The following is a 23,424-nucleotide window of genomic DNA, read 5'->3' as shown; positions in this document are numbered from 1 at the left end:
CGAACGATGGAATTCGCTTTCTACTTCGCTTCAGGCGTCGCCGTGGTGTCCACCTTGCGGGTGATCACCAATACCAATCCGGTACACGCCCTGCTCTACCTGATCATCTCGCTGATGGCGGTATCGATGACCTTCTTCGCCCTCGGCGCGCCATTCGCCGGTGCGTTGGAGATCATCGTCTACGCTGGCGCAATCATGGTGTTGTTCGTCTTCGTGGTGATGATGCTCAACCTCGGCCCAGTCGCGGCCGAACAGGAACGCGCCTGGCTCAAGCCCGGTATCTGGGGCGGCCCCGCGCTGCTCTCGGCGCTGCTGCTGGCTGAACTGCTGTATGTGCTGTTCGGTAACCCGAGTGCTGGCGCGATCGGCCAGACTACCGTGGACGCCAGGGTTGTCGGTATCAGCCTGTTCGGCCCCTATCTGCTGGTCGTCGAACTCGCGTCCATGCTGCTGCTGGCCGCAATAGTGGCGGCTTTCCACCTCGGCCGTCACGAGGCGAAGGAACAATGATGAACTCAATTCCCCTGGAGCATGGCCTGGCTGTCGCGGGCGTGCTGTTCTGCCTTGGTCTGGTTGGCCTGATGGTGCGCCGCAACATCCTCTTCGTGCTGATGAGCCTGGAGATCATGATGAACGCCACCGGCCTGGCCTTTATCGTCGCCGGCAGCCGCTGGGCACAGCCTGACGGTCAGGTCATGTTCATTCTGGTACTGAGCTTGGCTGCCGCCGAAGCCAGTATCGGTCTGGCGGTCCTGATGCAGCTGTACCGCCGCTTCCACACCCTCGATATCGACGCTGCCAGCGAGATGCGCGGATGAACCTTCTATTTCTAACCTGCCTATTCCCCCTGCTCGGCTTCCTGCTGCTCTCGTTCTCGCGTGGCAGATGGTCGGAAAACCTCTCGGCGCTGATCGGCGTGGGTTCGGTCGGACTCTCCGCGCTGACCACGGTCTGGATCATCTGGCAATTCAACGTCGCCCCGCCTGAAGGTGGCGTGTACACCCAACTGCTCTGGCAGTGGATGTCGGTGGATGGCTTCGCACCGAACTTCACCCTCTACCTGGACGGCCTTTCGCTGACCATGCTCGGCGTGGTCACTGGCGTTGGCTTCCTGATCCACCTGTTCGCCTCCTGGTATATGCGCGGGGAAGAGGGCTACTCGCGCTTCTTCGCCTACATGAACCTGTTCATCGCCAGCATGCTGTTCCTGGTGCTCGGCGATAACCTGCTGTTCCTCTACTTCGGTTGGGAAGGCGTGGGTCTGTGCAGCTACCTGCTGATCGGCTTCTACTACAAGCACGTGCCCAACGGTAACGCAGCGCTCAAGGCTTTCATCGTCACCCGGATCGGCGACGTGTTCATGGCCATCGGCTTGTTCATTCTGTTCGTCCAGCTCGGTACTCTGAATATTCAGGAGCTGCTGATCCTGGCACCACAGAAGTTCGTTGCCGGCGATACCTGGATGGTCCTGGCGACGCTGATGCTGCTTGGTGGCGCAGTCGGTAAATCCGCTCAGCTACCGTTGCAGACCTGGCTGGCCGATGCGATGGCCGGCCCGACGCCGGTCTCCGCCTTGATCCACGCGGCGACCATGGTTACCGCCGGCGTCTACCTGATTGCCCGGACCCACGGTCTGTTCGCCCTGGCACCGAGCATTCTCGAACTGGTCGGCATAGTCGGCGGCATCACCCTGGTGCTCGCCGGGTTTGCCGCACTGGTACAGACCGACATCAAACGTATCCTCGCCTACTCGACCATGAGCCAGATCGGCTACATGTTCCTGGCTTTGGGTGTCGGTGCCTGGGACGCGGCGATCTTCCACCTGATGACTCACGCCTTCTTCAAAGCGCTGCTGTTCCTCGGCTCCGGTGCGGTGATCGTCGCCTGCCACCACGAGCAGAACATCTTCAAGATGGGCGGGTTGTGGAAGAAACTGCCGCTGGCCTATGCGAGCTTTATCGTCGGTGGCGCCGCACTGGCGGCTCTACCGCTGCTGACCGCGGGCTTCTACTCGAAGGATGAAATCCTCTGGGAGGCGTTCGCCAGTGGCCATGAGCCGCTGCTGTATGCCGGTCTGGCCGGGGCCTTCATGACCTCGCTGTACACCTTCCGGCTGATCTTCATCACCTTCCACGGTGAAGTGAAGACCGAAGCGCACGCAGGCCAAGGGATCAGCCATTGGTTACCGCTGACTTTGCTGATCGTACTCTCGACTTTCGTCGGCGCGCTGATCACCCCGCCACTCGCCGGCGTACTGCCGCAGAGCGTCGGGCATGCCGGTGGCGAAGCCAAACACAGCCTGGAAATCGCCTCGGGCGCCATCGCGCTGGCCGGTATTCTGCTGGCTGCGCTGCTGTTCCTCGGCAAGCGCCGTTTCGCCAGCGCACTAGCCGCCAGTGCACCGGGACGCTTTCTCTCGGCCTGGTGGTTCGCCGCCTGGGGCTTCGATTGGCTATACGACAAGCTGTTCGTCAAACCCTATATGTGGCTGACCCAGTTATTCGCCCATGACCCTATCGACCACAGCATTGGCTTGATTCCGCGCCTGACGCGGGGTGGGCACAAGCTCATGAGTCGTACCGAAACCGGCAATCTGCGCTGGTATGCGGCCTCCATCGCTGGCGGTGCAGTACTGGTGCTGGGCGCCGTACTGCTGGTCACTGTCTGAAATGAATTTGCGCATTTGCGAAAGGAATTGAGCCCGTCATGATTCTGCCTTGGCTAATCCTGATCCCCTTTATCGGCGGCCTGTTGTGCTGGCAAGCGGAGCGCTTCGGCACCACCGCACCACGCTGGATCGCCATGTTGACCATGGTTCTATTGCTGGGACTCGGCCTCTGGCTCTGGTTCACCGGCGACTACAACCTGGCCCCCGCCCCTGGCGCCGACCCGACCTGGGCCCTTGAGTTCAAGCTCCAGTGGATCGAGCGTTTCGGCATCAACGTGCACCTGGCGCTGGATGGCCTGTCGCTGCTGATGATCCTGCTCACCGGCCTGCTCGGTGTGCTCTCGGTCATGTGTTCCTGGAAGGAAATCCAGCGCCACGTTGGCTTCTTCCACCTCAACCTGATGTGGATTCTCGGCGGCGTGGTCGGCGTGTTCCTCGCGCTCGATCTGTTCCTGTTCTTCTTCTTCTGGGAAATGATGCTGGTGCCGATGTACTTCCTCATCGCGCTCTGGGGTCACAGTGCAACGGATGGCAAGAAGTCGCGGATTTACGCCGCGACCAAGTTCTTCATCTACACCCAGGCCAGCGGCCTGATCATGTTGGTGGCGATTCTCGGCCTGGTCTTCGTCAATTACAGTCAGAGTGGCGTGATCACCTTCGATTACACCCAGTTGCTCAAAGCTGAACTGCCGCCGACGAGCGAATACATCCTGATGCTCGGCTTCTTTATCGCCTTCGCCGTCAAGCTGCCAGTGGTGCCCTTCCACTCCTGGCTGCCGGATGCGCATGCGCAGGCGCCGACTGCCGGCTCTGTCGACCTCGCCGGTATTCTGCTGAAAACCGCGGCCTACGGCATGCTGCGCTTCGCCCTGCCACTGTTCCCGAATGCCTCGGCCGAGTTTGCCCCGTTTGCCATGACCCTGGGGCTGATCGGGGTTTTCTACGGCGCCATCCTGGCGTTCGCGCAAACCGACATCAAGCGCCTGGTCGCCTATTCCAGCGTCGCACACATGGGCTTTGTGCTGATCGGCATCTACTCCGGCAGCCAGTTGGCCCTGCAAGGTGTGGTGCTGCAGATGCTCGCCCACGGCCTGTCCGCGGCAGCACTGTTCATTATCTGCGGCCAGCTCTATGAGCGTACCCACACCCGTGACATGCGTGAGATGGGCGGCCTGTGGTCACGCATCGCCTACTTGCCAGGGGTCAGTCTGTTCTTCGCTGCCGCGTCATTGGGACTGCCGGCAACCGGTAACTTCCTTGGCGAATTCCTGATCCTGCTCGGTATCTTCAAGAGCGTGCCGTGGATCACCGTTATCGCCGCCCCTGGTCTGGTGTTCGCTTCGGTTTACTCGCTGATCATGATCCACCGTGCCTACTTCGGCCCGAGCAAGTCCGAGCAGGTACTGCGTGGCCTGAACGCTCGCGAGTTGCTCATGGTGATTGGCTTGGCCGTGTTGCTGATCCTGCTCGGGGTTTACCCGCAGCCGGTGCTCGATACCTCCGCCGCCACCATGCATGGCGTTCAGCAGTGGCTCGGCGCCGCTTTCACTCAACTCGCTTCGGCCCGGTAGTTGCGCTATGGAATTCACCACTCAACACTTCATCGCCCTTCTGCCACTATTGGTCGTCAGCGCCACCATCGTCGTCGTAATGCTGGCGATTGCCTGGCGCCGTAACCACTCGCAGACCTTCATTCTCTCGGTAGTCGGTCTCAACCTGGCATTGCTGTCGATCATCCCGGCACTCAAAGTGGCCCCGCTGGCAGTCACCGACCTGATGCAGGTGGATAACTTCGCCTGCTTCTACATGGCGCTGACCCTGGTCGCCACCTTGGCCTGTGTGACGCTGGCGCATGCCTATATGGGTGATGCGAAGATTGGCTATCCAGGTAACCGCGAAGAACTCTACCTGCTGATTCTGCTGGCTGCGGCAGGCGGCATGGTGCTGGTCAGCGCGCAGCATCTGGCTGGCCTGTTCATCGGCCTGGAACTGCTCTCGGTGCCCGTCTACGGCATGGTCGCCTACGCCTTCTTCGACAAGCGCTCGCTGGAAGCCGGCATCAAGTACATGGTGCTCTCAGCCGCCGGCTCCACGTTCCTGCTGTTCGGCATGGCGCTGTTGTATGCCGACGCCGGCAGCCTGAGTTTCGCCGGGATCGGCGCCAAGCTCGCGGCAACTGGTATGCAGAGCGCATTGGCCCAGATTGGCCTGGGCATGATGCTGGTCGGCCTGGCCTTCAAGCTCTCGCTGGTACCGTTCCACCTGTGGACACCGGACGTCTATGAGGGGGCTCCGGCACCGGTGGCAGCCTTCCTTGCCACCGCCAGCAAGATCGCGGTATTCGCGGTGCTGCTGCGGCTGTTCCAACTGTCTCCGGCGGCTAGCGGCGGCCTGCTGAACGATGCGCTGAGCGTGATCGCCATAGCCTCGATCCTGATCGGCAACCTGCTGGCCCTGATGCAGAACAACCTCAAACGACTGCTCGGTTACTCCTCCATCGCCCACTTCGGTTACCTGCTGATCGCCCTGATCGCCAGCAAAGGCCTGGCCGTCGAGGCGATTGGCGTTTACCTGGTGACCTACGTGCTGACCAGCCTCGGCGCCTTTGGTGTTATCACGCTGATGTCCACGCCTTTCAAGGGCCGCGATTGCGATGCCTTGTACGAGTACCGCGGGCTGTTCTGGCGTCGCCCGTACCTGACCGCAGTGCTGGCGGTGATGATGCTGTCATTGGCAGGTATTCCGCTGACTGCCGGCTTTATCGGCAAGTTCTACGTGATCGCCGTCGGCGTGCAATCGCAGCAGTGGTGGCTGCTCGGTTCTCTGGTGCTCGGCAGCGCCATAGGTGTCTTCTACTACCTGCGGGTGATGGTCACGCTGTTCCTGATCGAGCCCAACCTGCGTCGCCACGATGCGCCCTTCAACTGGGGTCAACGCACCGGCGGCATCATGCTCTTGGCTATCGCGCTGCTGGCATTCGTCCTTGGCTTGTACCCCCAGCCATTGCTGGATCTGGTGCAGCAAGCAGGCCTGATCGCCGCGGGCTAACCCCTTGCGTGACACAAGAAACCCGGCCAAGTGCCGGGTTTTTTGTTTGGCAACATGACATCGGTACGGCGGCCACCCGGCACAGGCTGAGGGTCAGCATGATGCCGACTCCGGCAATTACGGCGTTCACGGCCATCTCCAAACAAAGCGCTAGTGACGGCTAGCCAGCCGCACCCCAGAAAAATGAACGCAGACTCAGCCGGGAGCGCTCCGGGCTGTCCAAAATACTCCGTGCGAAATTTCGAGCAGACTGTGCATAATTATTGCCTGCATATCTGCCGCTCTAATAAACACCCAGGTAGCGCTCTATCGCTGCGCCAGATCGAGTCAAGAAAGGCTCCGATGCGCCGATATGAGTCTTGTAGTCCGACGAATAATAAGAAGGAACACCGCATGTTTCTCAACCGCCTCTCCATCCAGTGGAAAATCACCTTGCTCGCCGGTCTCTGTTTGCTGGCTATCGTGACCCTGCTGGTGGGCGCGTCGCTGTATCAATCCAAACGCAGTGCCGAGTTGGTCAAAGCATCCAGCTCGCGCATGCTCGAAGAGTCCGCACAATTACGCATGGCTGCCCGTGGGGAATCCCAGGCCTTACGCATCCAGCGTTACTTCATGGACTCTTACCAATACGGCAAAGGTTTTTCCCGGCAGGTGCTGTTCCTGAAGGATCAGGCTGAGAAACGCTTTCTGGATGCCTTCGACATGCGCGAGGACATGACCCGGCAAATCCGCAGCGCGCTGGAGGCTAACCCTGACTTGCTTGGCCTGTATGTGGTGTTTGAAGCCAACGCACTGGATGGCAAAGACGAACTCTTCGCTAATCAAGCCGAGCTGGGCAGCAATGATAAAGGCCGCTTTGCGCTGTATTGGTCACAGAGCACGCCCGGCAAGCTGGAGCCCGAGGTGCTGGACGAGAAGATGCTCAGCGACACCACCGCTGGCCCCAGCGGCGCCCCCTATAACGCTTGGTACACCTGCCCACGCGATACTCGTCAGGCCTGCGTACTCGATCCCTATCTGGATGAGGTCAACGGCCAGCAGACCCTGATGACCAGCATCGCCTTTCCGTTGGAAGTGAATGGCAAGGTGATCGGTGTACTCGGCGTCGACATCAGCCTGGCGAGCCTGCAGCAGATCAGCAGCAAGGCCAATCAAGAACTCTATGACGGCCAGGGACATGTCAGCATCATCAGCCCTGCCGGGCTACTCGCCGGCCACAGCCGCGACAGCAAACTGCTCGGTAAACCGCTGACTGCCGGCTACCCCGAACAAGGCGCCGAGCTGGTTCGTTTGACCAGCACCGGCCAAGCCGAGATGCTGCGCCAGGGTGCGATGTTGCGGGTGCTGCAACCGCTACTGCCGATTCCTGAATCCAAACCGTGGAGCGTTTTGCTCGAGGTGCCGCAACAAGTACTAGTCGGCCCGGCACGTCAGTTGGAAAGCGAATTGGACAGCCGCCGCACCGCAGACAGCTCAATGGCCTTGGCCATCGGCCTGCTCGCGGTGATCGCCGGCCTGCTGCTGATGTGGTTGACCGCTCGTGGCGTGATTAGGCCGATTCTCGGGGTGGCCGCCATGCTGAAAAATATCGCCACCGGCGAAGGCGACCTGACCCGCCGCCTGGAATATGCCAAGCAGGATGAACTGGGTGAACTGGCGGGATGGTTCAACCGCTTTCTCGACAAGCTGCAACCGATCATTGCCGACGTCAAACGCTCGGTGCAGGACGCCCGCGGCACAGCCGACCAATCCGCCGCGATTGCCAGCCAAACCAGTGCTGGCATGCAGCAGCAGTATCGCGAAGTCGATCAGGTGGCCACTGCCTTCCAAGAAATGAGCGCCACCGCCCAAGACGTCGCGCACAACGCCGCCCAGGCCGCCGAGGCCGCACGCAGCGCCGACGAAGCCAGCCGTGAAGGCCTTGGCGTGATCGACAAAACCACCTCGGCCATCGAACTGCTGGCCAGCGAAATGAACGTCGCCATGCAGGAAGTCGAAGGCTTGGCGAACAGCAGCCAGCAGATCGGTTCGGTGCTGGAGGTAATCCGCTCAATCGCCGAACAAACCAACCTGCTGGCCCTCAATGCCGCTATCGAAGCCGCCCGTGCCGGTGAGGCCGGGCGTGGCTTTGCCGTGGTGGCCGATGAAGTTCGCAACCTGGCCAAGCGCACCCAGGATTCGGTCGAGGAAATCCGTCAGGTCATCGAAGGCCTGCAAAATGGCACGCGTGAAGTGGTCAGCACTATGGGCAGTAGCCACCGCCAGGCGCAAAGCAGCGTTTCCCAGGTCGAGTTGGCCGTTACCGCTCTGCGGCGGATCAGTGATGCGGTAGGCGTGATCACCGACATGAACCTGCAAATCGCCAGCGCTGCCGAAGAGCAGAGCTCCGTCGCCGAGGAGATCAACCGCAACGTGGCCTCAATCCGCGACGTGACGGAATCAATCTCCGTGCAGGCCGATGAGTCGGCACAGGTCAGCCAATCGTTGAACCGCCTGGCCAACCATCAACAGAGTCTGATGGATCAGTTTCGCGTCTGAGCTGGCGCTATCCGAGCGCCAGACTGGCGCCTCCCTCCTTGCCGCGCAGGCTGGCCCCCGCTAGCCTGCGCGGACTTATTTTTTGAACTCGAAACGGAAGTCCGTAATGCTCAACTTCGCCATAGTCGCTGGCTCCAGCCGTAACAATAGCCAGTCCGGCAAAGTCGCACGCTTTCTCCAGCAGCGCTTGATCCGGCTGGAACAGACCACTGAAGACATTAGCAGCGTGATCGACCTCGGCCTCGTCCCACTGCCGCTATGGCCCAGTGAAGATAGCGGCCCTTGGAGCCTATACGCGCAGCAGCTGAAAGCTGCCGACGCGGTGATTATCATCGCCCCCGAGTGGAACGGCATGGCCTGCCCGGCGATCAAGAATTTCTTTATCTACGCCAGCAAAGCCGAACTGGCGCACAAGCCAGGTTTGCTGGTCGGTGTTTCTGCCGCCGTCGGCGGGGCATACCCGATCAGCGAATTACGTTCTTCCAGTTACAAGAATTGCCGCCTCTGCTACATCCCCGAACACCTGATCGTGCGGCATGTCGAGAAAGTCCTGAACAGCCCGGAAGCGGCCAGCGAAGACGAGCAGCGCCTGCACGCACGGATCGATTACGAGTTGGACGTCTTGGCGAAGTACAGCGCGGCGCTAAAGCCTGTGCGTGAGGCCATCGACATGACTAACCCGGCATTCGCCAACGGTATGTAACAAGCCCCGTAGGCAAGGAACACCCTGTAGGTTGGTGCGTAGGTTGGTGCTGAACCGAAGGCGATGCCCAACAACCGGCCTGCAAGGCCGGGCTTCTAAATATTGAGATCGAGCATTGGGAGTCGCAAGGCGCCTCCTTGTTGGGCATCACTGCGTTCAGCACCAACCTACGCACCAACCTACAGCGCAGATTCTCGGCTACGAGCGGGCCGTGATGGCAGTTCGATACTGACGCGTAAACCACCTAACGGGCTGCTCAGCAGCTGCAAGCGCCCGTTCCAAGCCTCAACGATATCGCGCACGATACCCAAGCCCAAGCCATGCCCGGCGACCTGTTCATCCAGTCGCGCGCCACGGCCAAGCACTGCTTCACGGTTGTCCGCCAGGATGCCGGGGCCATCGTCATCCACCCAAAGGCGAAAGCCCGAGGGCTCAACCGTGATACTCAGGCTCACCTCGGACTCGGCCCACTTGCAGGCGTTGTCCAACAGGTTGCCGAGTAGCTCCAGCAAATCCTCGCGATCCCACGGCAGACGCAAGCCGGGCGCGGCCTCCCAAGCCAGCTTGAGGTCGCGGTCATGAATCATTGCCAGCGTGGCGAACAGTCCCGGCAGCTCCTTGGCACAATCGAACTGCGCGCCAGGTAACGCTTCGCCCGCCAGCCGCGCCCGACCTAACTCTCGGCTCAAGCGTTGCTCGATCTGCGCCAACTGCTCGCGCAAGGTCGCCTGCAACTCGGGGTAGGCGTTCAACTCCTCACGGGAAGCCAGGCTGAGCAATACCGCCAACGGGGTTTTCAGTGCATGGCCGAGATTGCCAAGGGCATTGCGCGAGCGCGTCAAGGTGTCCTCGGTATGCGCTAACAGGTGGTTGATCTGTGCCACCAGCGGTTCAAGCTCCTGCGGTACCTGGCTATCCAATTGACCACGCTGACCTTGCTGGAGCTGGGCGATCTGCTGGCGCGCCTGCTCCAACGGGCGCAACGCGTTGCGTACGGTCAGCCGTTGTAACAGCAGAATCAGCACCAGCGCGCCCAAACCTAGGCCCAGACTGAGGTATTGCGCACGGCGAAAACTCGCCAGCACCGGGCTGTAGTCCTCGGCCACGCTGATCGACAACTGCTGCCCGAAGCGCCGGTAATCGCCGCGGTACACCAGCAACAACTGGCCACGCGGGCCATCTTCGAGATCGGCCTGCAAGCCTGGCGAATTCGCTCGTGCCAGTTCCAGATCCCACAGGGAGCGGGAACGCCACACCTCTTCAGCAAAGTCGATGCGGAAATAGTGCCCGGAAAACGGTCGCCGATAGCTCGGCGCCAGACGCTGCTCATCTAACTGGATGCCTTGCGGGCCACGCACCAGGGCGATCAGCAAGCTCTCCGCTTCAACGCGCAAGACCGCCTCGAGATAACGGCGCAGGCCCAGGTCGAATAGCCATAAACTGGTTTGCGCCAGCAGCAGGACGACCACCAGCAAGACGCTGATCAAGCCCAGGCTCAAGCGCCGCTGGATCGACCTCATCCGGCTTCTCCGGTGAAGCGGTAACCCTGGCCACGGCGCGTCTCAATCACCGCACGGCCAAGCTTGCGCCGCAGGTGATTGACGTGCACTTCAAGCACATTGGAGTCACGCTCGGTTTCGCCGTCATAGAGGTGTTCGGCCAGGTGGCTCTTTGACAGGATCTGCTGCGGATGCAGCATGAAATAACGCAGCAAACGGAACTCCGCCGCGGTCAGCTCAACCTCCACGCCATCACGGACGACACACTGGCGGCCTTCATCCAGTTGCAAGCCGGCGGCTTCCAACTGCGGCTGATTGGCCAAACCGTGGGAACGCCGCAACAGTGCCTGGATGCGCAGCTGCAACTCCTCGGGGTGGAAAGGCTTGGTCAGATAATCGTCGGCGCCAGCCTTGAGTCCCTCGATGCGCTCGGCCCAGGAACCCCGCGCGGTGAGGATCAGCACCGGGGTGGCCAGCCCGGCAAAGCGCCACTCGCGCAGCACTTCCAATCCTGGTTTACCTGGTAGGCCAAGATCGAGAATGATCAGGTCATAGGGTTCGCTGGCGCCCTGATAGACCGCGTCGCGGCCATCCGCCAGCCAATCCACGGCGTAGCCCTGACGGCCGAGGCCGGCGAGCAACTCGTCAGCCAGCGGTACATGGTCCTCCACTAACAACAGCCGCATCAGTCGTCTTCCTCGTCCTTCAGGATCCGCCCATCGCTGGCATCCAACTCCAACTCGCGAACCACACCGTCGGCGGTCAACAGTTCGATCTCATAAACGAAGACCTCGTCTTCCTCCTCCAACTCCGCCTCCAACAGCGTCGCCCCGGGATAGCGCCCCAAGGCTGGCTGCATCAAGTGTTCGAGCGGCTGGATGACACCCTCCTGCCGCAGGCGCAGGGCCTCGTCCTGATCCAGATTACGGGCTTGTGCCTCAAGGCTCAGAGCCAAGACCGCCGGGATCAGGACGATGATGCCGCTATAGCGGGTGAGCCATTTCATTAGTTGTCTTGATGATCCTTGAGGATTTGGCCGTTAGTAGCATCCAGCTCGACATCCCATTGCACACCTTGGGCGTCGCGCAGTTCTGCTTGGTAAACGTAGCTACCGTATTCCTGTTCCAGCTCGGTTTCTTCAACTGTGGCGCCTGGGTGCTTGGCAATCGCTGCCGCATTGAGCTTTTCAAAGGACAGGATGGTGCCGGCGTCACGCAGTTTCAGCGCCTCGTCCGGGCCCAGGTCACGGGCTTGGGCGATACCTGCAGCAAAGGCAAGGGCGGCAACGAGGAACAGGGTGGTAAATGTATTCATGGGGAATCTCCTTGAGCGATTGTTTACTTTCGATGGAGCCCAAGATACCTAGCCTGGCTTAACTCAAGCTGAATTTACCTGAAGCCTGGTGGCGCGCCTTCCTGACCAGCCTGTGCGTGTTGCCCAACCCCTGCGCACATCATTCATGTGCTGATTCATGCACTGAAGCGACTTGGTCTGACCGCGCGGGCCTCTATAATCGCTGCCTTGCGTGATGGAGGCCAGCATGAGCGCTATTCAAATCAAGTTTCCCGCCCTAACCCTGAAAGCCGGCCCACAGGCCTTTGCGCGTATCCGTGATACAGGTTTGCGCCCGGCAGACGTGGGTATTTTGCCGGGTGCGGCCGGCGGCCCGAAAGCGCTGGGTATTCAAGGCCTGGACTTGGCGCTGTTCGGGGACTGGCTGCCACGGGCACCCCGCGAGCGCGCACTGATTGGCGCCTCGATCGGTTCCTGGCGCTTCGCCAGCGCCTGCCTGCCGAACGCCGCGCAGGGCATCCGCCGCCTCGGTGAGCTGTACACCGAGCAGCGTTTCGCCAAGGGCGTGAGCATGGCCGAGGTGTCACGCAGCTGCAGCCGGATGCTCGACGAACTGCTCGATGGTCAGGACTCGCATATTCTCAGCAACCCGCACTACCGCCTGAATGTGATGGTGGTGAAGAGCCTCGGCTTGCTTGCCCATGATCGGCGTGGCGCACTTGGCCTGGGGTTGTCCTCGGTCATCGGCAACAATCTGCTCGGGCGCCCGCGCCTAGCCAAGCACTTCGAACGGGTGATTCTGCACGATGCCCGCTTGCCACCACCGCTGGCAGCACTCAACGACTTTCCCTCGCGCTACCTGCATCTGGACACCAGTAACCTGCGCCATGCCCTGCTGGCTTCCGGCTCCATCCCTATGGTGATGGAAGGTGTGCGCGACATCCCTGGTGCTGGCGCCGGGACTTATCGCGACGGCGGCCTGCTCGACTATCACCTTGACCTGCCTTACAGCGGCAGTGATGTGGTGCTCTACCCGCACTTCACCGACAAGGTCATCCCCGGTTGGTTCGACAAAGGCTTGCCTTGGCGCCGCGCCGATATCACCCGCCTGCAGAACGTGCTGCTACTCGCACCCTCGCGTGAATACCTGGCACGTCTGCCCCACGGCAAACTGCCCGATCGTAAGGATTTCAGCCGCTATCTGGGCGACGACGCCGGTCGCGAACGCTACTGGCACAAAGCGATGGATGAAAGCCGACGGCTCGGCGATGAGTTCCTCGAACTGGTGGATAACGATCGCCTCGACGCACAGCTGCAAGCACTCTAATTGAGCGTATCCCGCAAGCCGATTGAAGCGACGACAATCGCGCGCTAGGCTGCCGCGTGCGCAACCAGGGAGGGGCTCATGAAGCTTGCAGTAGCGGTAATCCACGGCATTGGCACGCAGCCTGATCTGCGCGATGCGGAAGGCCAACACACCTTCGCCCAAAACCTTATCGGCAGCCTGCGCCGGCGTCTCGGCGCCGAGGCGGAGCACGTTGCGTTCCAAAGCCTGTACTGGGCCAGCGTGCTGGATAAACGCGAACAGACCTACCTCGACATGCTCGCCAACGAACCGGTTAGTTGGCGCTGGTTGCGGCGTATCGTCACCCTGTTCCTCGGTGATGCCAGCGGTTACCGCAAAGTCAGCCAGGCCTACGACACCACCTACGAAGAAGTGCACCAGAGCCTTCGCCATGGTCTTAACGCGCTACGGGCAAAGGTTGGCCCAAGCACGCCATTGGTGGTGCTCGCGCACTCCCTCGGCGGGCATATTTTCTCCAACTTTGTCTGGGACCAGCAGAAACTCAACGCCACTCCGAGCTGCCCGCGCGACCCCTTCCTAGCCCTTGAGACACTGGCTGGACTGGTCACCTTCGGCTGCAACATCCCACTGTTCACCTTCGCCTACGACCCGGTGGTGCCGATCCGTTTTCCCGGTCACTGCCTGACGGGCCAAGTGCGCGAACAGGCTCGCTGGCTAAATCTCTATGCACCGGCCGATCCCCTCGGCTACCCGCTACGCCCACTACCGAACTACGCCGAAGTGGTGCTGGAGGACCGCGCCATGCCGGTCGGTCCCTGGTACAAAAGACACACACCGCTGAGCCATCTGGAGTATTGGGACGATGCCCGGTTTCATGCCTATGTGGCGGATTATCTGTGTCAGTTGCTACCTGCTTGCGCTGAGTGACACCACACACGCTGCGCTGAATGTACAAGCTCAAAGGGAGGTGAGTGCCCTTCTCGCCTTTGTCGAAAACAGTGGCTGCAGTTTTGTCCGCAACGGCAGCGAGCACAGCCCGCAGGAAGCACGCGCCCATTTGCAGAAGAAGTTGGAGTATCTGGAAAAGAAAGATCTGGTCGACTCTGCAGAAGACTTTATCGCCCGTTCGGCTACTGCAAGCAGCTTCAGCGGCCAGCCCTAAAGCGTGAATTGCGCCGGCAAAACGTAGCTGTCAGCCCCTGGCTCAAGCAAGAACGACAGCGATTACGGCAATCGCGGCCTTAAATAGCTCCGGCCTGCGCGTGCAGACCGGCGTTTTTTACTCGATGGCTTGGGCCCTAGGCTTCCAACTCCGCCGCCGGCCCAAAAAACTCATAATGGCACTGAGCATCCGGTATCCCTAGCCCACTCAAGTGCCGCTTCACCTGCGTCATAAAAGGCTTAGGACCCAGGAAGTAAGCATCCAGGTCGCGTTGCGCCGGCAGCCACTGATCAAGCAACTGCGGGGTCAGGATGCCGCTGGTCACGTGGTGATCCTCTGCACGCGGCTCGCTGTAACAGTAAAAGCGCTTCAACTGTGGATGCGCCGCCACCTTAGTCTCCAGCCAATCGCGAAACGCGTGGGCACCGCTGTGTCGTGCACAGTGGATGAAGTGGATCTCACGGCCACTGTCCAGCGCCTGTTCTAACATCGCCAGTGCCGGCGTGATGCCGACGCCAGCGGTGATCAGCGCCAACGGTTTGTCTGAAGGCCGCAAGACGAACGCACCGGCCGGCGGGAACAGATCAAGGGTATCGCCCTCTGCCAGGCGATCGTGCAGGAAATTCGAAACCCGGCCACCCACCTCACGTTTGACGCTGATCCGGTACTCACGCTGATTCGCGGCCGCAGACAAAGAGTAATTGCGACGCACCTCTTCACCGTCTAGTTCAAGGCGCAAGCCAATGTATTGGCCTGGCTCAAAACTCAGCAGCGTGCCGCCATCCACCGGCACCATGTAGAAGGACGTTATCTCCTCACTCTCTACGACCTTACGTGCCACACGGAATTGCCGCGCACCACGCCATCCTCCATCGGCGCTGGCATTATCGGCGTAGACTTGCTCCTCCGCGCCGATCAGCAAGCCTGCCAACTGTTGGTAAGCCGCGGCCCAAGCATCAATTACCTCATCGGTTGCCACCTCGGCGCCCAACACCTCGCGAATCGCACGCAACAGGCAACCGCCAACAATCGGGTAGTGCTCCGGCAATATCTGCAGAGACACATGCTTGCTCACGATTTGACCGACTAATGGGCCCAGTGCTTCCAAGCGAGCAATGTGTTTGGCATACATCAGCACTGCGTTAGCCAAGGCCCGCGACTGCGCACCACTAGCTTGGTGAGCCTGGTTGAACAGCGGGCGCACCTCTGGGTATTCGCTCAGCATGATTTTGTAGAAATGTGTGGTCAGGGCTTCGCCACCTGACTCCAGCAACGGGACAGTGGCTTTAATCAGAGCAGTCTGCGCGGCGCTTAGCATGAGTTCTCTCCTGAATCGTGTTAGGGTTTCTACACTTACAATCAGTATTCATGCCATATATTAAGCCTATGTTTTTCAATGACTTAACTTTAACAAGAGTCATAAAGACAGCAGCCAATCAGAGTCAAACAGACTCCACAAGGGTCAAAATGACCACAAATCCATTGCTTATTACCCTACTTCCTTTGGTTGCCGACCTCTCGCGCGAACTGCCCGAAGGCGAGCGCTACCGCCGTCTGCTCGGCTCCTTGCGTGAGTTACTGCCCTGCGACGCGACGGCATTGCTGCGGTTGGATGGCGAGCAATTAGTACCGCTGGCAGTAGACGGACTAAGTGCAGATACCCTTGGCCGGCGCTTCAAAGTGGCAGAACACCCGCGCTTGCAGGCTTTGTTGGATAATCCCCGCCCAACCCACTTTGCCGCCGACTGCGTGCTACCCGACCCTTACGACGGCCTAGTCGAGGGGCATCATGGCCATCTTGAAGTCCATGATTGTCTCGGTTGCCCGCTCTATCTCGACGAGCGGCCTTGGGGAGTATTGACCCTTGATGCGCTCAACCCGGAGCGCTTCGGCCCCGCCGATCTGGATACCCTCGAGGCTTTCGCCAGCCTCGCCGCCGCTACAGTCAAAGCGAGCGAACGCATACACACCTTGACCCGCCGAGCCGAAGATCAACATCAGTTAGCCGAGGCCTATAAACAGGCTGCCGGTCAGCTACGCCCACGCGAGATGATTGGCCAGAGCCTCGCGCATAAGCGCTTACTTGAAGAAATCGCACTGGTCGGCAACAGTGAACTGAGCGTACTGATTAGCGGAGAAACCGGTGTCGGCAAGGAGTTGGTCGCTCAAGCCATTCATGCTCAGTCTGCCCGCGCGCAGTCACCACTGATCAGCCTCAACTGTGCAGCCTTGCCGGAAACCCTGGTGGAGAGTGAGCTGTTCGGCCATGTCCGCGGCGCGTTTTCCGGCGCTGTCAGTGAACGACGCGGCAAGTTCGAACTTGCTGATGGCGGCACTCTATTTCTCGATGAGCTAGGCGAGCTACCGTTGCCCATACAAGCCAAACTACTGCGCGTCCTGCAAAGCGGGCACTTGCAGCGGGTTGGCTCGGATCGTGAGCACCAAGTGAATGTCCGCGTGCTCGCCGCCACTAACCGTGATCTCGCGGAAGAGGTAAGAGTCGGGCGCTTCCGCGCCGATCTCTATCACCGACTCAGCGTTTATCCGCTTCGAGTCCCACCGCTGCGCGAGCGTGGGCGCGACGTTATTTTACTAGCGGGCTATTTTCTCGAAGAGAACCGTCCACGTCTGGGCCTGCGCAGCCTTCGCCTAGCGCCAGACGCACTGGCAGCCCTAGTAGGCTACCAGTGGCCAGGGAACGTACGCGAGCTTGAACATTTGATCGGCCGAGCCTCCCTCAAGGCATTAGCAGCGTGCCCCGAACGCCCACGAATCCTCAGTCTTCATGCAATCGACCTAGAGCTGCCGCAGAGCATCCAAACGAGCGCCGAGGTCATAACTGAACAGCACCAGACTCCAAGCCAGCTAGACACGGGCGACCTGCGCCAAGCGCTAGACAATTATCAGCGTCTCTTAATTAGCGATTGCCTAGCGCGCCACCAAGGCAGCTGGGCCGCTGCAGCCCGCGAACTGGGGCTGGATCGCGCGAATCTGAACCGGCTCGCCAGGCGGTTAGCGCTCAAGTAACTCGCTGGCCGCGGCCAACCAGACCCCCCTTCCTCCTTGCTGACTTCAAGGACAGCTCTGCAGCGGGTAAAGCCGCGGTAGAACTGTTAAACTTGCCTCCTATTTTTCGTACCTTTGCAGAGCGCAACACCGTGGAACTGTTTAAAGAATTCATGTTCGAAGCGGCTCATCGCCTCCCCCATGTGCCGGAAGGCCATAAATGTGGCCGCCTACACGGCCATTCGTTTCGTGTAGCCATTTACATTGAGGGCGAAGTCGATCCCTATACCGGCTGGATTCGTGACTTCTCCGAGATCAAAGCGATCTTCAAGCCGCTTTACGAGCAGCTTGACCACAACTACCTGAACGATATCCCCGGCCTGGAAAACCCCACCAGCGAAGTCCTCTCCAAGTGGATTTGGCAACAGCTCAAGCCCTTGCTACCAGAGCTCTCGCGTGTCCGCATACATGAGACCTGTACCAGCGGCTGCGAATACCGCGGCGACTGACCTGTCAGCCGATATGAAAAAGCCACCGGAAGGTGGCTTTTTATTGCATGCAATTTATCGCATGGACTGGCACCTTAAGCGTAAGCGATCCATAAACCCCACCTTTTAAGGGATGGGCTTTCTATTTACCGTGGCATTTCTGGCGTGCAGTTCCACGGGAGTAAGGTTTCGTAATGCTCTACCGAGGTGGCCTGTGGCAAGCGCTCGAGTACGTGGCGCAGCCACGTATAAGGCTCTTGGCCGTTGGCTTTGGCGGTTTCCACCAGGCTGTAGAGTTGGGCGCTGGCGGTCGCACCCCTGGGGGTGTCACTGAACAACCAGTTCTTGCGGCCGATGACGAAGGGCCGGATGGCGCGCTCGGCGGCGTTATTATCGATGGGCAGATGTCCGGCTTCGACGTAGCGTTCGAGCTTGCTCCAGTTGCTGGCCAAGTAGTTGACCGCTTTGCCCAAGGCATTGTGCGCGGTGACCTGCGGCTGGGTTTTCTCCAGCCAGCTTTTGAGTTGCTCCAGTACTGGCAGGCTGTGTTGCTGACGACCAGCCAGTCGCTGGTCATCACCGACCTCTTTGAGGTCGCGTTCGATGCTGTACAGCTGGTTGATCAGGTTCAGCGCGATATCGGCCCGACCGGTCTTGCCTTTGGGTTGTACTTTTTGCGCCTCGACGAACTTGCGCCGTGCATGGGCCCAGCAGCCCAAACGCTCGACACCCGGTTGCGCACCCAAAGCGTTATACCCGGCGTAGTCATCGCTCATCAGGTAGCCGCGATAACCTTCGAGCAGGCGCGACGGCACCTCCTGCGCTCGGCTGGTCGAGTAGTCAAACAGGATCACCGGTTTATCTGGCGGTCCACCGGTTTGCACCCACATCCAGGATTGGCTAGTCGGGTCTCGATCAGGTTCTTTCAGCACCTGCACCCGCGTTTCATCGCAGTGGATGACAGGGCTTGCCAGCAACCGATCGCGCATCAGGTTGAGCAGCGGTTGCAGGTGCTCACCGCACTGGATAACCCAGCGCGCCAGGGTGTGCCGCGGGATATCGACACCGTGACGGCCCAGGACTTTTTCGAACCGGTGCAGCGGCAAGCCGTCGACGTATTTGGTGGTCAGCAGCATCGCCAACACGCTGGGGCTGGCCAGGCTTTTTTCGATCAGCTGTGCCGGTTTGTCAGCGGTGACCGGTGCAGCTTCGCAGTCGCGGCAAGCGTAAACCTTGCGGATGTGTTTGATCACGCGGATCTGCATCGGCACGATCTCCAGCTGTTCGCTGACTTCTTCGCCGATGCTGTGCTTGCGGCAACCGCAGGCACAGGTCAGTTCATGCTCGGGCAGTTCGTGGACGACTTCGACGCGCGGCAGATCGGCAGGTAACGGCTTGCGCTTGCCACGGCGTGTGGCTGGAGTAACGACTTCCTCTTCACCAGTCTCGTCGGTGACCGGCATGGCGACACTTTCCGCTTCGTTGAAAAGGGCCAACTGTGGAGTGGCTGAGTCAACTGACTGCTCGGATTTACGTCCGAACAAGCGTTGGCGAAGCAACTTGATCTGCTCTTTCAGATCGACTATCTGAACTTGAAAAGCCTGAGCAACTTCTGCCTGACGGCCAAGTGCGTATTTCGGCCCACCGTGACCGGCCATTTCGCTAACGCGTGACCGCTCATTTCGCTATCAACGTGACCGATTTCCAGCCTGTTCCGAAACAGGCGGTCACGACTTAGCGAAACCGTCGGTCACGGCTTAGCGAAATCCTTCCACCCCGTTGCGCATGACCTGACGCGACCGTCACCCTCGCCCGATTTTGGGGAGTGGAGGAATGGCGGCGCAGCGAGTAGCCATGCGTAATATCAAAGAATGTCTGCGCCTCAAGTTTGAGGGAGGCCTCTCTCACGAGAAGATCGCCCGGGCCTTGCAACTGTCCAAGGGCGTCGTCAGCAAGTACGTCACGGCGGCCAGCGAGACAGGCCTGGAGTGGCCGGCGCTGGCCGCGCTGGATGAGATCGCTCTGGCGGCAGCACTGTTGCCAGCTGCCAAAGTGCGCCAGACTCGCGGCGAGCGGGTGCTGCCGGATCTGATCACTATCCACCGCGAACTCCGCCGCAAGGGCGTCACCCTGCAACTGCTGTGGGAGGAGTACGTCGCCGCCCATCCCGAGCAGCCGACCTACCGCTATACCCAGTTCGTCGAGCACTACCGCCGCTACGCCAGCACCCTCAAACGCTCGATGCGTCAACAGCACCGGGCCGGCGAGAAGCTGTTCATCGACTACGCCGGCCCGACGCTGCCGGTGATCGACCCGGCCACCGGCGAGATCAGCCGGGCGCATATCTTCGTCGCGGCGCTGGGGGCCTCGAACTACACCTATGCCTGCGCCACGCCCGGTGAAACCCAGGTGGACTGGCTGACCGCGCTGGGCCAGGCGTTCGGCTACTTTGGCGGCGTCACCGAGATGATCGTGCCCGACAACCCTCGAGCCCTGATCGCCCATCCCGATCGCTACGAGCCGGGCTTGAACCGCGCCGCGCTGGAGTGTGCCCGGCATTACGACAGCGTGATGCTGCCGGCGCGGCCGCGTAAGCCGCAGGACAAAGCCAAGGCCGAGGTGGCGGTGCAGGTCGTCGAACGCTGGATCATGGCGCGGCTGCGGCACCAGCAGTTCTTCAGCCTGCACGCGCTTAACCAGGCGATTGCCGAGTTGCTGGAGGACTTGAACCAGCGCCCGTTCAAGAAGCTCGATGGCTGCCGCCGGGAGTGGTTCGAGCGGCTCGATCAGCCGGTGCTGCGGCCGCTGCCGCTGCATCCCTACGAGGTGGTGACCTTCAAGCGCTGCAAGGTCAACATCGACTACCACATCGAGGTGAACGGCGGCTTCTACAGCGTGCCCTCGGCCCTAGCCCGACAGAGCGTCGACGTGCGGCTGAGCGCGCATAGCGTGGAGATCCTGCACGGCAGCCGGCGGGTCGCCAGCCACCTGCGGCTTCCGCGGCGCGGCGCCTACAGCACCCAGAGCGAACACATGCCGGCCTCGCACAAGGCGCACCGCGAGTGGACGCCGCAGCGCCTGCTCGACTGGGGCGAGCGGATCGGCCCGTCCACTCGGCAGATCGTCGAGCACCAACTGACCCACAAACCGCACCCGGAGATGGGCTACCGAGCCTGCCTGGGCCTGCTCTCGCTGGCGCGCCAGTACGGTAATGCGCGCCTGGAGGCGGCGGCCAGCCGCGCCGTGCAACTGCGGGCACTCAACGGCCGCAGCGTGCGCAACCTGCTCAAGCAAGGGCTCGACCAGCAACCACTGCCCAAGCCCGCGACGCCGGCAGCGCCGCCCAGCAGCCACGAGAACGTCCGTGGCGCCGATTACTACACCCAAGAGGAGTTGTTCGATGATGACCCAACACACCCTGAGCCAGTTGCACCACCTGCGGCTCAACGGCATGGCCCGAGCGCTGGAAGAGCAGTGGACGCTGCCGGCCAGCCACAGCTTGAGCTTCGATGAACGCCTGGGCCTGCTGCTCGACCGCGAACTGGCCTGGCGTGACAACAAGCGCCTGGAGCGGCTGCGCAAACAGGCCAAGCTCAAGTACAGCAGTGCCTGCCTGGAAGACCTCGATCGCCGCCGTGGCCGCACGCTGGACGAGCGCCTGATCGCGACCCTGGCCAGTGGCGAGTGGCTCCGCCAACAGCACAACCTGCTGCTGACCGGCCCGACCGGCGTCGGCAAGACCTGGCTCGCCTGCGCGCTGGGCTACCAGGCCTGCCGCCAGGGCTACAGCGCGCTGTACCTGCGCACCCCGCGCCTGCTGGAACAACTGCGCATCGCCCACGGCGACGGTAGCTTCGGGCGCACCCTGCAACAACTGGCCAAGGTCGAGGTGCTGATTTTGGACGACTGGGGCCTTGCTCCGCTGGAGGAAAATGCCCGGCATGACCTGCTGGAAGTGATCGATGACCGCGCCGGCAGCCGCTCCACCATCCTGACCAGCCAGCTTCCCGTCGAGCACTGGCATGGCTGGATCAATGACCCCACGCTGGCCGACGCCTTGCTCGATCGCCTGGTGCACAACGCCTATCGAATCGTGATGAAAGGCGAGTCACTGCGGCGGAAAAACACGGAGGAAGAAGCCGCATCGTGACCGATGCGACTACAATCCAAAACCCGCACAACCGGGGTGAAAACACCGGTCACGAGTTAGCGAAATGAGCGGTCACGTTCACCGAAATCCGCAGCCAAGCGCTTCAAGCAGCATTTGCTTGAGCAGCACGGGGTCATCAGGGAGGTTTTCGGGCATCAAATTCATGCCCGGATTATACCCAACTACGCGACAAATCTAGGCGTCAGAACCTGATGCGGACGGTTGCGCCAGAGATCAAAGCCGTCCAGCAACCAATTCAACTCCTGAGCCGTCAGCACGATAGCTTCGTCACGGGGCTCGGGCGAAGTTTTGAAGCGTTCGGACTCGAGGCGCTTGAGCCACAGGCAGAAACCGTTGCGTTCCCAATACAATATCTTCACTCGGTTGCGAGTTTTGTTGAGGAAGACAAATAGCACCGGGTCGAACACCGCCACCTTGATATCCAACTCAACCAGAGCAGCCAGTCCGTCGATGGACTTTCGGAAATCCACCGGCTTGGGGTAGAGGTAGACTTTTTCGACCTTGGCGTCGGGACGCATCATGGCGGCTACTCCTGAAAATAATCGGGAGCATAGCTTCGTCAGTGGAGCCTACTTTTTGTAGGTGGGGTTTATGGAGCGCTTACCCTATCGACCTCCGCGTGTTCAGGCCACCCCCACGGGGCGCCCGGCCTGACGCAGCGCTGCGCTGCTTTTCCGGCGCACAAAGACAAACCCCCCACTCGCTTGCGCGACTGGGGGGTTTGGAATTTAAGCTTGACGATGACCTACTCTCACATGGGGAGACCCCACACTACCATCGGCGATGCGTCGTTTCACTACTGAGTTCGGGATGGGATCAGGTGGTTCCAACGCTCTATGGTCGTCAAGCAATTCGGCTGGAGTGTCGCTGACGCGCTACTCCTAATTGGGTCTGTGATAGACAGTCTTGCGCGAGTTTGACGAACTTTCGGTCTCGTCTTCACACTCATCAATTCGCCGTTAAGCAAATTGCTTGGGTGTTATATGGTCAAGCCTCACGGGCAATTAGTATGGGTTAGCTCAACGCCTCACAGCGCTTACACACCCCACCTATCAACGTCGTAGTCTTCGACGGCCCTTTAGGGAACTCAAGGTTCCAGTGAGATCTCATCTTGAGGCTAGTTTCCCGCTTAGATGCTTTCAGCGGTTATCTATTCCGAACATAGCTACCCGGCGATGCCACTGGCGTGACAACCGGAACACCAGAGGTTCGTCCACTCCGGTCCTCTCGTACTAGGAGCAGCCCCTCTCAAATCTCAAACGTCCACGGCAGATAGGGACCGAACTGTCTCACGACGTTCTAAACCCAGCTCGCGTACCACTTTAAATGGCGAACAGCCATACCCTTGGGACCGGCTTCAGCCCCAGGATGTGATGAGCCGACATCGAGGTGCCAAACACCGCCGTCGATATGAACTCTTGGGCGGTATCAGCCTGTTATCCCCGGAGTACCTTTTATCCGTTGAGCGATGGCCCTTCCATACAGAACCACCGGATCACTAAGACCTACTTTCGTACCTGCTCGACGTGTCTGTCTCGCAGT

At 60.4% G+C, this 23,424-nt stretch carries 21 protein-coding genes, 2 rRNA genes and 1 pseudogene (1 of these 24 cut by a window edge); 15 read left to right on the top strand and 9 right to left on the bottom strand.

Features of this window, described 5'->3' with window-relative positions; translation table 11 throughout:
- Positions 1 to 6: 6 nt before the first annotated feature.
- The 8 genes and pseudogenes from nuoJ to D3879_RS00105 all read left to right on the top strand — a co-directional run bounded on the left by nuoJ (position 7) and on the right by D3879_RS00105 (position 8,957).
- Positions 7 to 510 carry an NADH-quinone oxidoreductase subunit J gene (nuoJ, locus tag D3879_RS00135; RefSeq protein ID WP_119952125.1) on the top strand — a complete coding sequence of 168 codons (504 nt, stop codon included), beginning with the start codon at positions 7 to 9 and terminating at the stop codon, positions 508 to 510.
- The gene (gene nuoK, locus D3879_RS00130; protein WP_119952124.1) at positions 510 to 818 is read left to right on the top strand and encodes an NADH-quinone oxidoreductase subunit NuoK; all 309 of its coding nucleotides are present in this window, start codon (positions 510 to 512) and stop codon (positions 816 to 818) included. Before nuoJ ends, nuoK begins: the two co-directional genes overlap by 1 nt.
- The gene (nuoL, locus tag D3879_RS00125; RefSeq protein ID WP_119952123.1) at positions 815 to 2,668 is read left to right on the top strand and encodes an NADH-quinone oxidoreductase subunit L; all 1,854 of its coding nucleotides are present in this window, start codon (positions 815 to 817) and stop codon (positions 2,666 to 2,668) included. The genes nuoK and nuoL overlap by 4 nt, the downstream gene beginning before the upstream one ends.
- Positions 2,669 to 2,706: 38 nt before the next feature.
- Positions 2,707 to 4,239, top strand: a complete 1,533-nt coding sequence (gene nuoM, locus D3879_RS00120; protein WP_119952122.1) for an NADH-quinone oxidoreductase subunit M — start codon at positions 2,707 to 2,709, stop codon at positions 4,237 to 4,239.
- 7 nt (positions 4,240 to 4,246) lie between these two features.
- Complete coding sequence (gene nuoN, locus D3879_RS00115; RefSeq protein ID WP_119952121.1) at positions 4,247 to 5,716, top strand: NADH-quinone oxidoreductase subunit NuoN; 1,470 nt, start codon at positions 4,247 to 4,249, stop codon at positions 5,714 to 5,716.
- Between the two features lie 183 nt (positions 5,717 to 5,899).
- Positions 5,900 to 7,396 (top strand): annotated as a pseudogene (locus D3879_RS27730) (methyl-accepting chemotaxis protein); the annotation flags it as partial.
- A 102-nt stretch (positions 7,397 to 7,498) separates the two neighbouring features.
- On the top strand, positions 7,499 to 8,254 hold the full coding sequence (locus D3879_RS27725; RefSeq protein WP_420800889.1) for a methyl-accepting chemotaxis protein: 756 nt from the start codon (positions 7,499 to 7,501) through the stop codon (positions 8,252 to 8,254).
- Between the two features lie 106 nt (positions 8,255 to 8,360).
- Entirely contained in the window at positions 8,361 to 8,957 is a 597-nt protein-coding gene (locus tag D3879_RS00105) for an NADPH-dependent FMN reductase (RefSeq protein WP_119952119.1), read from the top strand.
- A gap of 179 nt (positions 8,958 to 9,136) precedes the next feature.
- On the opposite strand, the gene D3879_RS00100 is transcribed toward D3879_RS00105, so the two are convergent.
- The 4 genes from D3879_RS00100 to D3879_RS00085 are packed head-to-tail and all read right to left on the bottom strand — an operon-like array spanning position 9,137 to position 11,770.
- A complete protein-coding gene (locus tag D3879_RS00100) occupies positions 9,137 to 10,477 on the bottom strand; it encodes a sensor histidine kinase (protein WP_119952118.1) in 1,341 nt (446 codons plus the stop codon).
- Positions 10,474 to 11,142: a response regulator transcription factor gene (locus D3879_RS00095; RefSeq protein ID WP_119952117.1), complete on the bottom strand. Its 669-nt coding sequence runs from the start codon at positions 11,140 to 11,142 to the stop codon at positions 10,474 to 10,476. The genes D3879_RS00100 and D3879_RS00095 overlap by 4 nt, the downstream gene beginning before the upstream one ends.
- Complete coding sequence (locus D3879_RS00090) at positions 11,142 to 11,462, bottom strand: PepSY domain-containing protein (protein WP_119952116.1); 321 nt, start codon at positions 11,460 to 11,462, stop codon at positions 11,142 to 11,144. The genes D3879_RS00095 and D3879_RS00090 overlap by 1 nt, the downstream gene beginning before the upstream one ends.
- Complete coding sequence (locus tag D3879_RS00085; RefSeq protein WP_119952115.1) at positions 11,462 to 11,770, bottom strand: PepSY domain-containing protein; 309 nt, start codon at positions 11,768 to 11,770, stop codon at positions 11,462 to 11,464. The genes D3879_RS00090 and D3879_RS00085 overlap by 1 nt, the downstream gene beginning before the upstream one ends.
- Before the next feature lie 226 nt (positions 11,771 to 11,996).
- Here D3879_RS00085 and D3879_RS00080 point away from each other — a divergent pair, with 226 nt between their 5' ends.
- The 3 genes from D3879_RS00080 (at position 11,997) to D3879_RS00070 (ending at position 14,217) form a co-directional block, all read left to right on the top strand.
- Entirely contained in the window at positions 11,997 to 13,076 is a 1,080-nt protein-coding gene (locus D3879_RS00080) for a patatin-like phospholipase family protein (RefSeq protein WP_119952114.1), read from the top strand.
- Between the two features lie 78 nt (positions 13,077 to 13,154).
- Positions 13,155 to 13,982: a hypothetical protein gene (locus tag D3879_RS00075; RefSeq protein ID WP_119952113.1), complete on the top strand. Its 828-nt coding sequence runs from the start codon at positions 13,155 to 13,157 to the stop codon at positions 13,980 to 13,982.
- A 40-nt stretch (positions 13,983 to 14,022) separates the two neighbouring features.
- The gene (locus D3879_RS00070) at positions 14,023 to 14,217 is read left to right on the top strand and encodes a DUF5329 family protein (RefSeq protein WP_238474188.1); all 195 of its coding nucleotides are present in this window, start codon (positions 14,023 to 14,025) and stop codon (positions 14,215 to 14,217) included.
- Between the two features lie 136 nt (positions 14,218 to 14,353).
- Here the strand turns inward: D3879_RS00070 and hmpA are convergent, their stop codons facing one another.
- The gene (hmpA, locus tag D3879_RS00065) at positions 14,354 to 15,535 is read right to left on the bottom strand and encodes an NO-inducible flavohemoprotein (protein WP_119952112.1); all 1,182 of its coding nucleotides are present in this window, start codon (positions 15,533 to 15,535) and stop codon (positions 14,354 to 14,356) included.
- Positions 15,536 to 15,684: 149 nt separating this feature from the next.
- Here hmpA and norR point away from each other — a divergent pair, with 149 nt between their 5' ends.
- Complete coding sequence (gene norR, locus D3879_RS00060; protein WP_119952111.1) at positions 15,685 to 17,244, top strand: nitric oxide reductase transcriptional regulator NorR; 1,560 nt, start codon at positions 15,685 to 15,687, stop codon at positions 17,242 to 17,244.
- Between the two features lie 131 nt (positions 17,245 to 17,375).
- Positions 17,376 to 17,732, top strand: coding sequence for a 6-carboxytetrahydropterin synthase QueD (gene queD, locus D3879_RS00055; RefSeq protein ID WP_119952110.1), 357 nt, complete (start codon positions 17,376 to 17,378; stop codon positions 17,730 to 17,732).
- A gap of 125 nt (positions 17,733 to 17,857) precedes the next feature.
- On the opposite strand, the gene tnpC is transcribed toward queD, so the two are convergent.
- The gene (gene tnpC / locus D3879_RS00050; RefSeq protein ID WP_177412334.1) at positions 17,858 to 19,369 is read right to left on the bottom strand and encodes an IS66 family transposase; all 1,512 of its coding nucleotides are present in this window, start codon (positions 19,367 to 19,369) and stop codon (positions 17,858 to 17,860) included.
- Between the two features lie 175 nt (positions 19,370 to 19,544).
- Here tnpC and istA point away from each other — a divergent pair, with 175 nt between their 5' ends.
- Both istA and istB read left to right on the top strand, forming a co-directional pair.
- On the top strand, positions 19,545 to 21,224 hold the full coding sequence (gene istA, locus D3879_RS00045; RefSeq protein ID WP_119952109.1) for an IS21 family transposase: 1,680 nt from the start codon (positions 19,545 to 19,547) through the stop codon (positions 21,222 to 21,224).
- Positions 21,112 to 21,861: an IS21-like element helper ATPase IstB gene (istB, locus tag D3879_RS00040; RefSeq protein WP_119952108.1), complete on the top strand. Its 750-nt coding sequence runs from the start codon at positions 21,112 to 21,114 to the stop codon at positions 21,859 to 21,861. Before istA ends, istB begins: the two co-directional genes overlap by 113 nt.
- A gap of 182 nt (positions 21,862 to 22,043) precedes the next feature.
- On the opposite strand, the gene tnpB is transcribed toward istB, so the two are convergent.
- The 3 genes from tnpB to D3879_RS00025 form a co-directional block, all read right to left on the bottom strand.
- Positions 22,044 to 22,403 (bottom strand): IS66 family insertion sequence element accessory protein TnpB, encoded by a 360-nt coding sequence (tnpB, locus tag D3879_RS00035; protein ID WP_238474187.1) that lies wholly within the window; start codon positions 22,401 to 22,403, stop codon positions 22,044 to 22,046.
- Positions 22,404 to 22,614: 211 nt separating this feature from the next.
- Positions 22,615 to 22,730, bottom strand: a 5S ribosomal RNA gene (gene rrf / locus D3879_RS00030).
- Between the two features lie 135 nt (positions 22,731 to 22,865).
- Positions 22,866 to 23,424, bottom strand: a 23S ribosomal RNA gene (locus D3879_RS00025) (it continues 2,331 nt past the right edge of the window).

This window comes from Pseudomonas cavernicola (assembly GCF_003596405.1).
Taxonomy (GTDB): domain Bacteria; phylum Pseudomonadota; class Gammaproteobacteria; order Pseudomonadales; family Pseudomonadaceae; genus Aquipseudomonas; species Aquipseudomonas cavernicola.
This window is presented reverse-complemented; position numbering and strand designations above follow the sequence as displayed.

Coding starts and splice junctions, on each gene's coding strand:
- nuoJ (WP_119952125.1), top strand. CDS start 7: ATGGAATTCGCTTTCTACTTCGCTTCAGGCGTCGCCGTGGTGTCCACC.
- nuoK (WP_119952124.1), top strand. CDS start 510: ATGAACTCAATTCCCCTGGAGCATGGCCTGGCTGTCGCGGGCGTGCTG.
- nuoL (WP_119952123.1), top strand. CDS start 815: ATGAACCTTCTATTTCTAACCTGCCTATTCCCCCTGCTCGGCTTCCTG.
- nuoM (WP_119952122.1), top strand. CDS start 2,707: ATGATTCTGCCTTGGCTAATCCTGATCCCCTTTATCGGCGGCCTGTTG.
- nuoN (WP_119952121.1), top strand. CDS start 4,247: ATGGAATTCACCACTCAACACTTCATCGCCCTTCTGCCACTATTGGTC.
- D3879_RS27725 (WP_420800889.1), top strand. CDS start 7,499: ATGCAGCAGCAGTATCGCGAAGTCGATCAGGTGGCCACTGCCTTCCAA.
- D3879_RS00105 (WP_119952119.1), top strand. CDS start 8,361: ATGCTCAACTTCGCCATAGTCGCTGGCTCCAGCCGTAACAATAGCCAG.
- D3879_RS00100 (WP_119952118.1), bottom strand. CDS start 10,477: ATGAGGTCGATCCAGCGGCGCTTGAGCCTGGGCTTGATCAGCGTCTTG.
- D3879_RS00095 (WP_119952117.1), bottom strand. CDS start 11,142: ATGCGGCTGTTGTTAGTGGAGGACCATGTACCGCTGGCTGACGAGTTG.
- D3879_RS00090 (WP_119952116.1), bottom strand. CDS start 11,462: ATGAAATGGCTCACCCGCTATAGCGGCATCATCGTCCTGATCCCGGCG.
- D3879_RS00085 (WP_119952115.1), bottom strand. CDS start 11,770: ATGAATACATTTACCACCCTGTTCCTCGTTGCCGCCCTTGCCTTTGCT.
- D3879_RS00080 (WP_119952114.1), top strand. CDS start 11,997: ATGAGCGCTATTCAAATCAAGTTTCCCGCCCTAACCCTGAAAGCCGGC.
- D3879_RS00075 (WP_119952113.1), top strand. CDS start 13,155: ATGAAGCTTGCAGTAGCGGTAATCCACGGCATTGGCACGCAGCCTGAT.
- hmpA (WP_119952112.1), bottom strand. CDS start 15,535: ATGCTAAGCGCCGCGCAGACTGCTCTGATTAAAGCCACTGTCCCGTTG.
- norR (WP_119952111.1), top strand. CDS start 15,685: ATGACCACAAATCCATTGCTTATTACCCTACTTCCTTTGGTTGCCGAC.
- tnpC (WP_177412334.1), bottom strand. CDS start 19,369: ATGGCCGGTCACGGTGGGCCGAAATACGCACTTGGCCGTCAGGCAGAA.
- istA (WP_119952109.1), top strand. CDS start 19,545: ATGGCGGCGCAGCGAGTAGCCATGCGTAATATCAAAGAATGTCTGCGC.
- istB (WP_119952108.1), top strand. CDS start 21,112: ATGATGACCCAACACACCCTGAGCCAGTTGCACCACCTGCGGCTCAAC.
- tnpB (WP_238474187.1), bottom strand. CDS start 22,403: ATGATGCGTCCCGACGCCAAGGTCGAAAAAGTCTACCTCTACCCCAAG.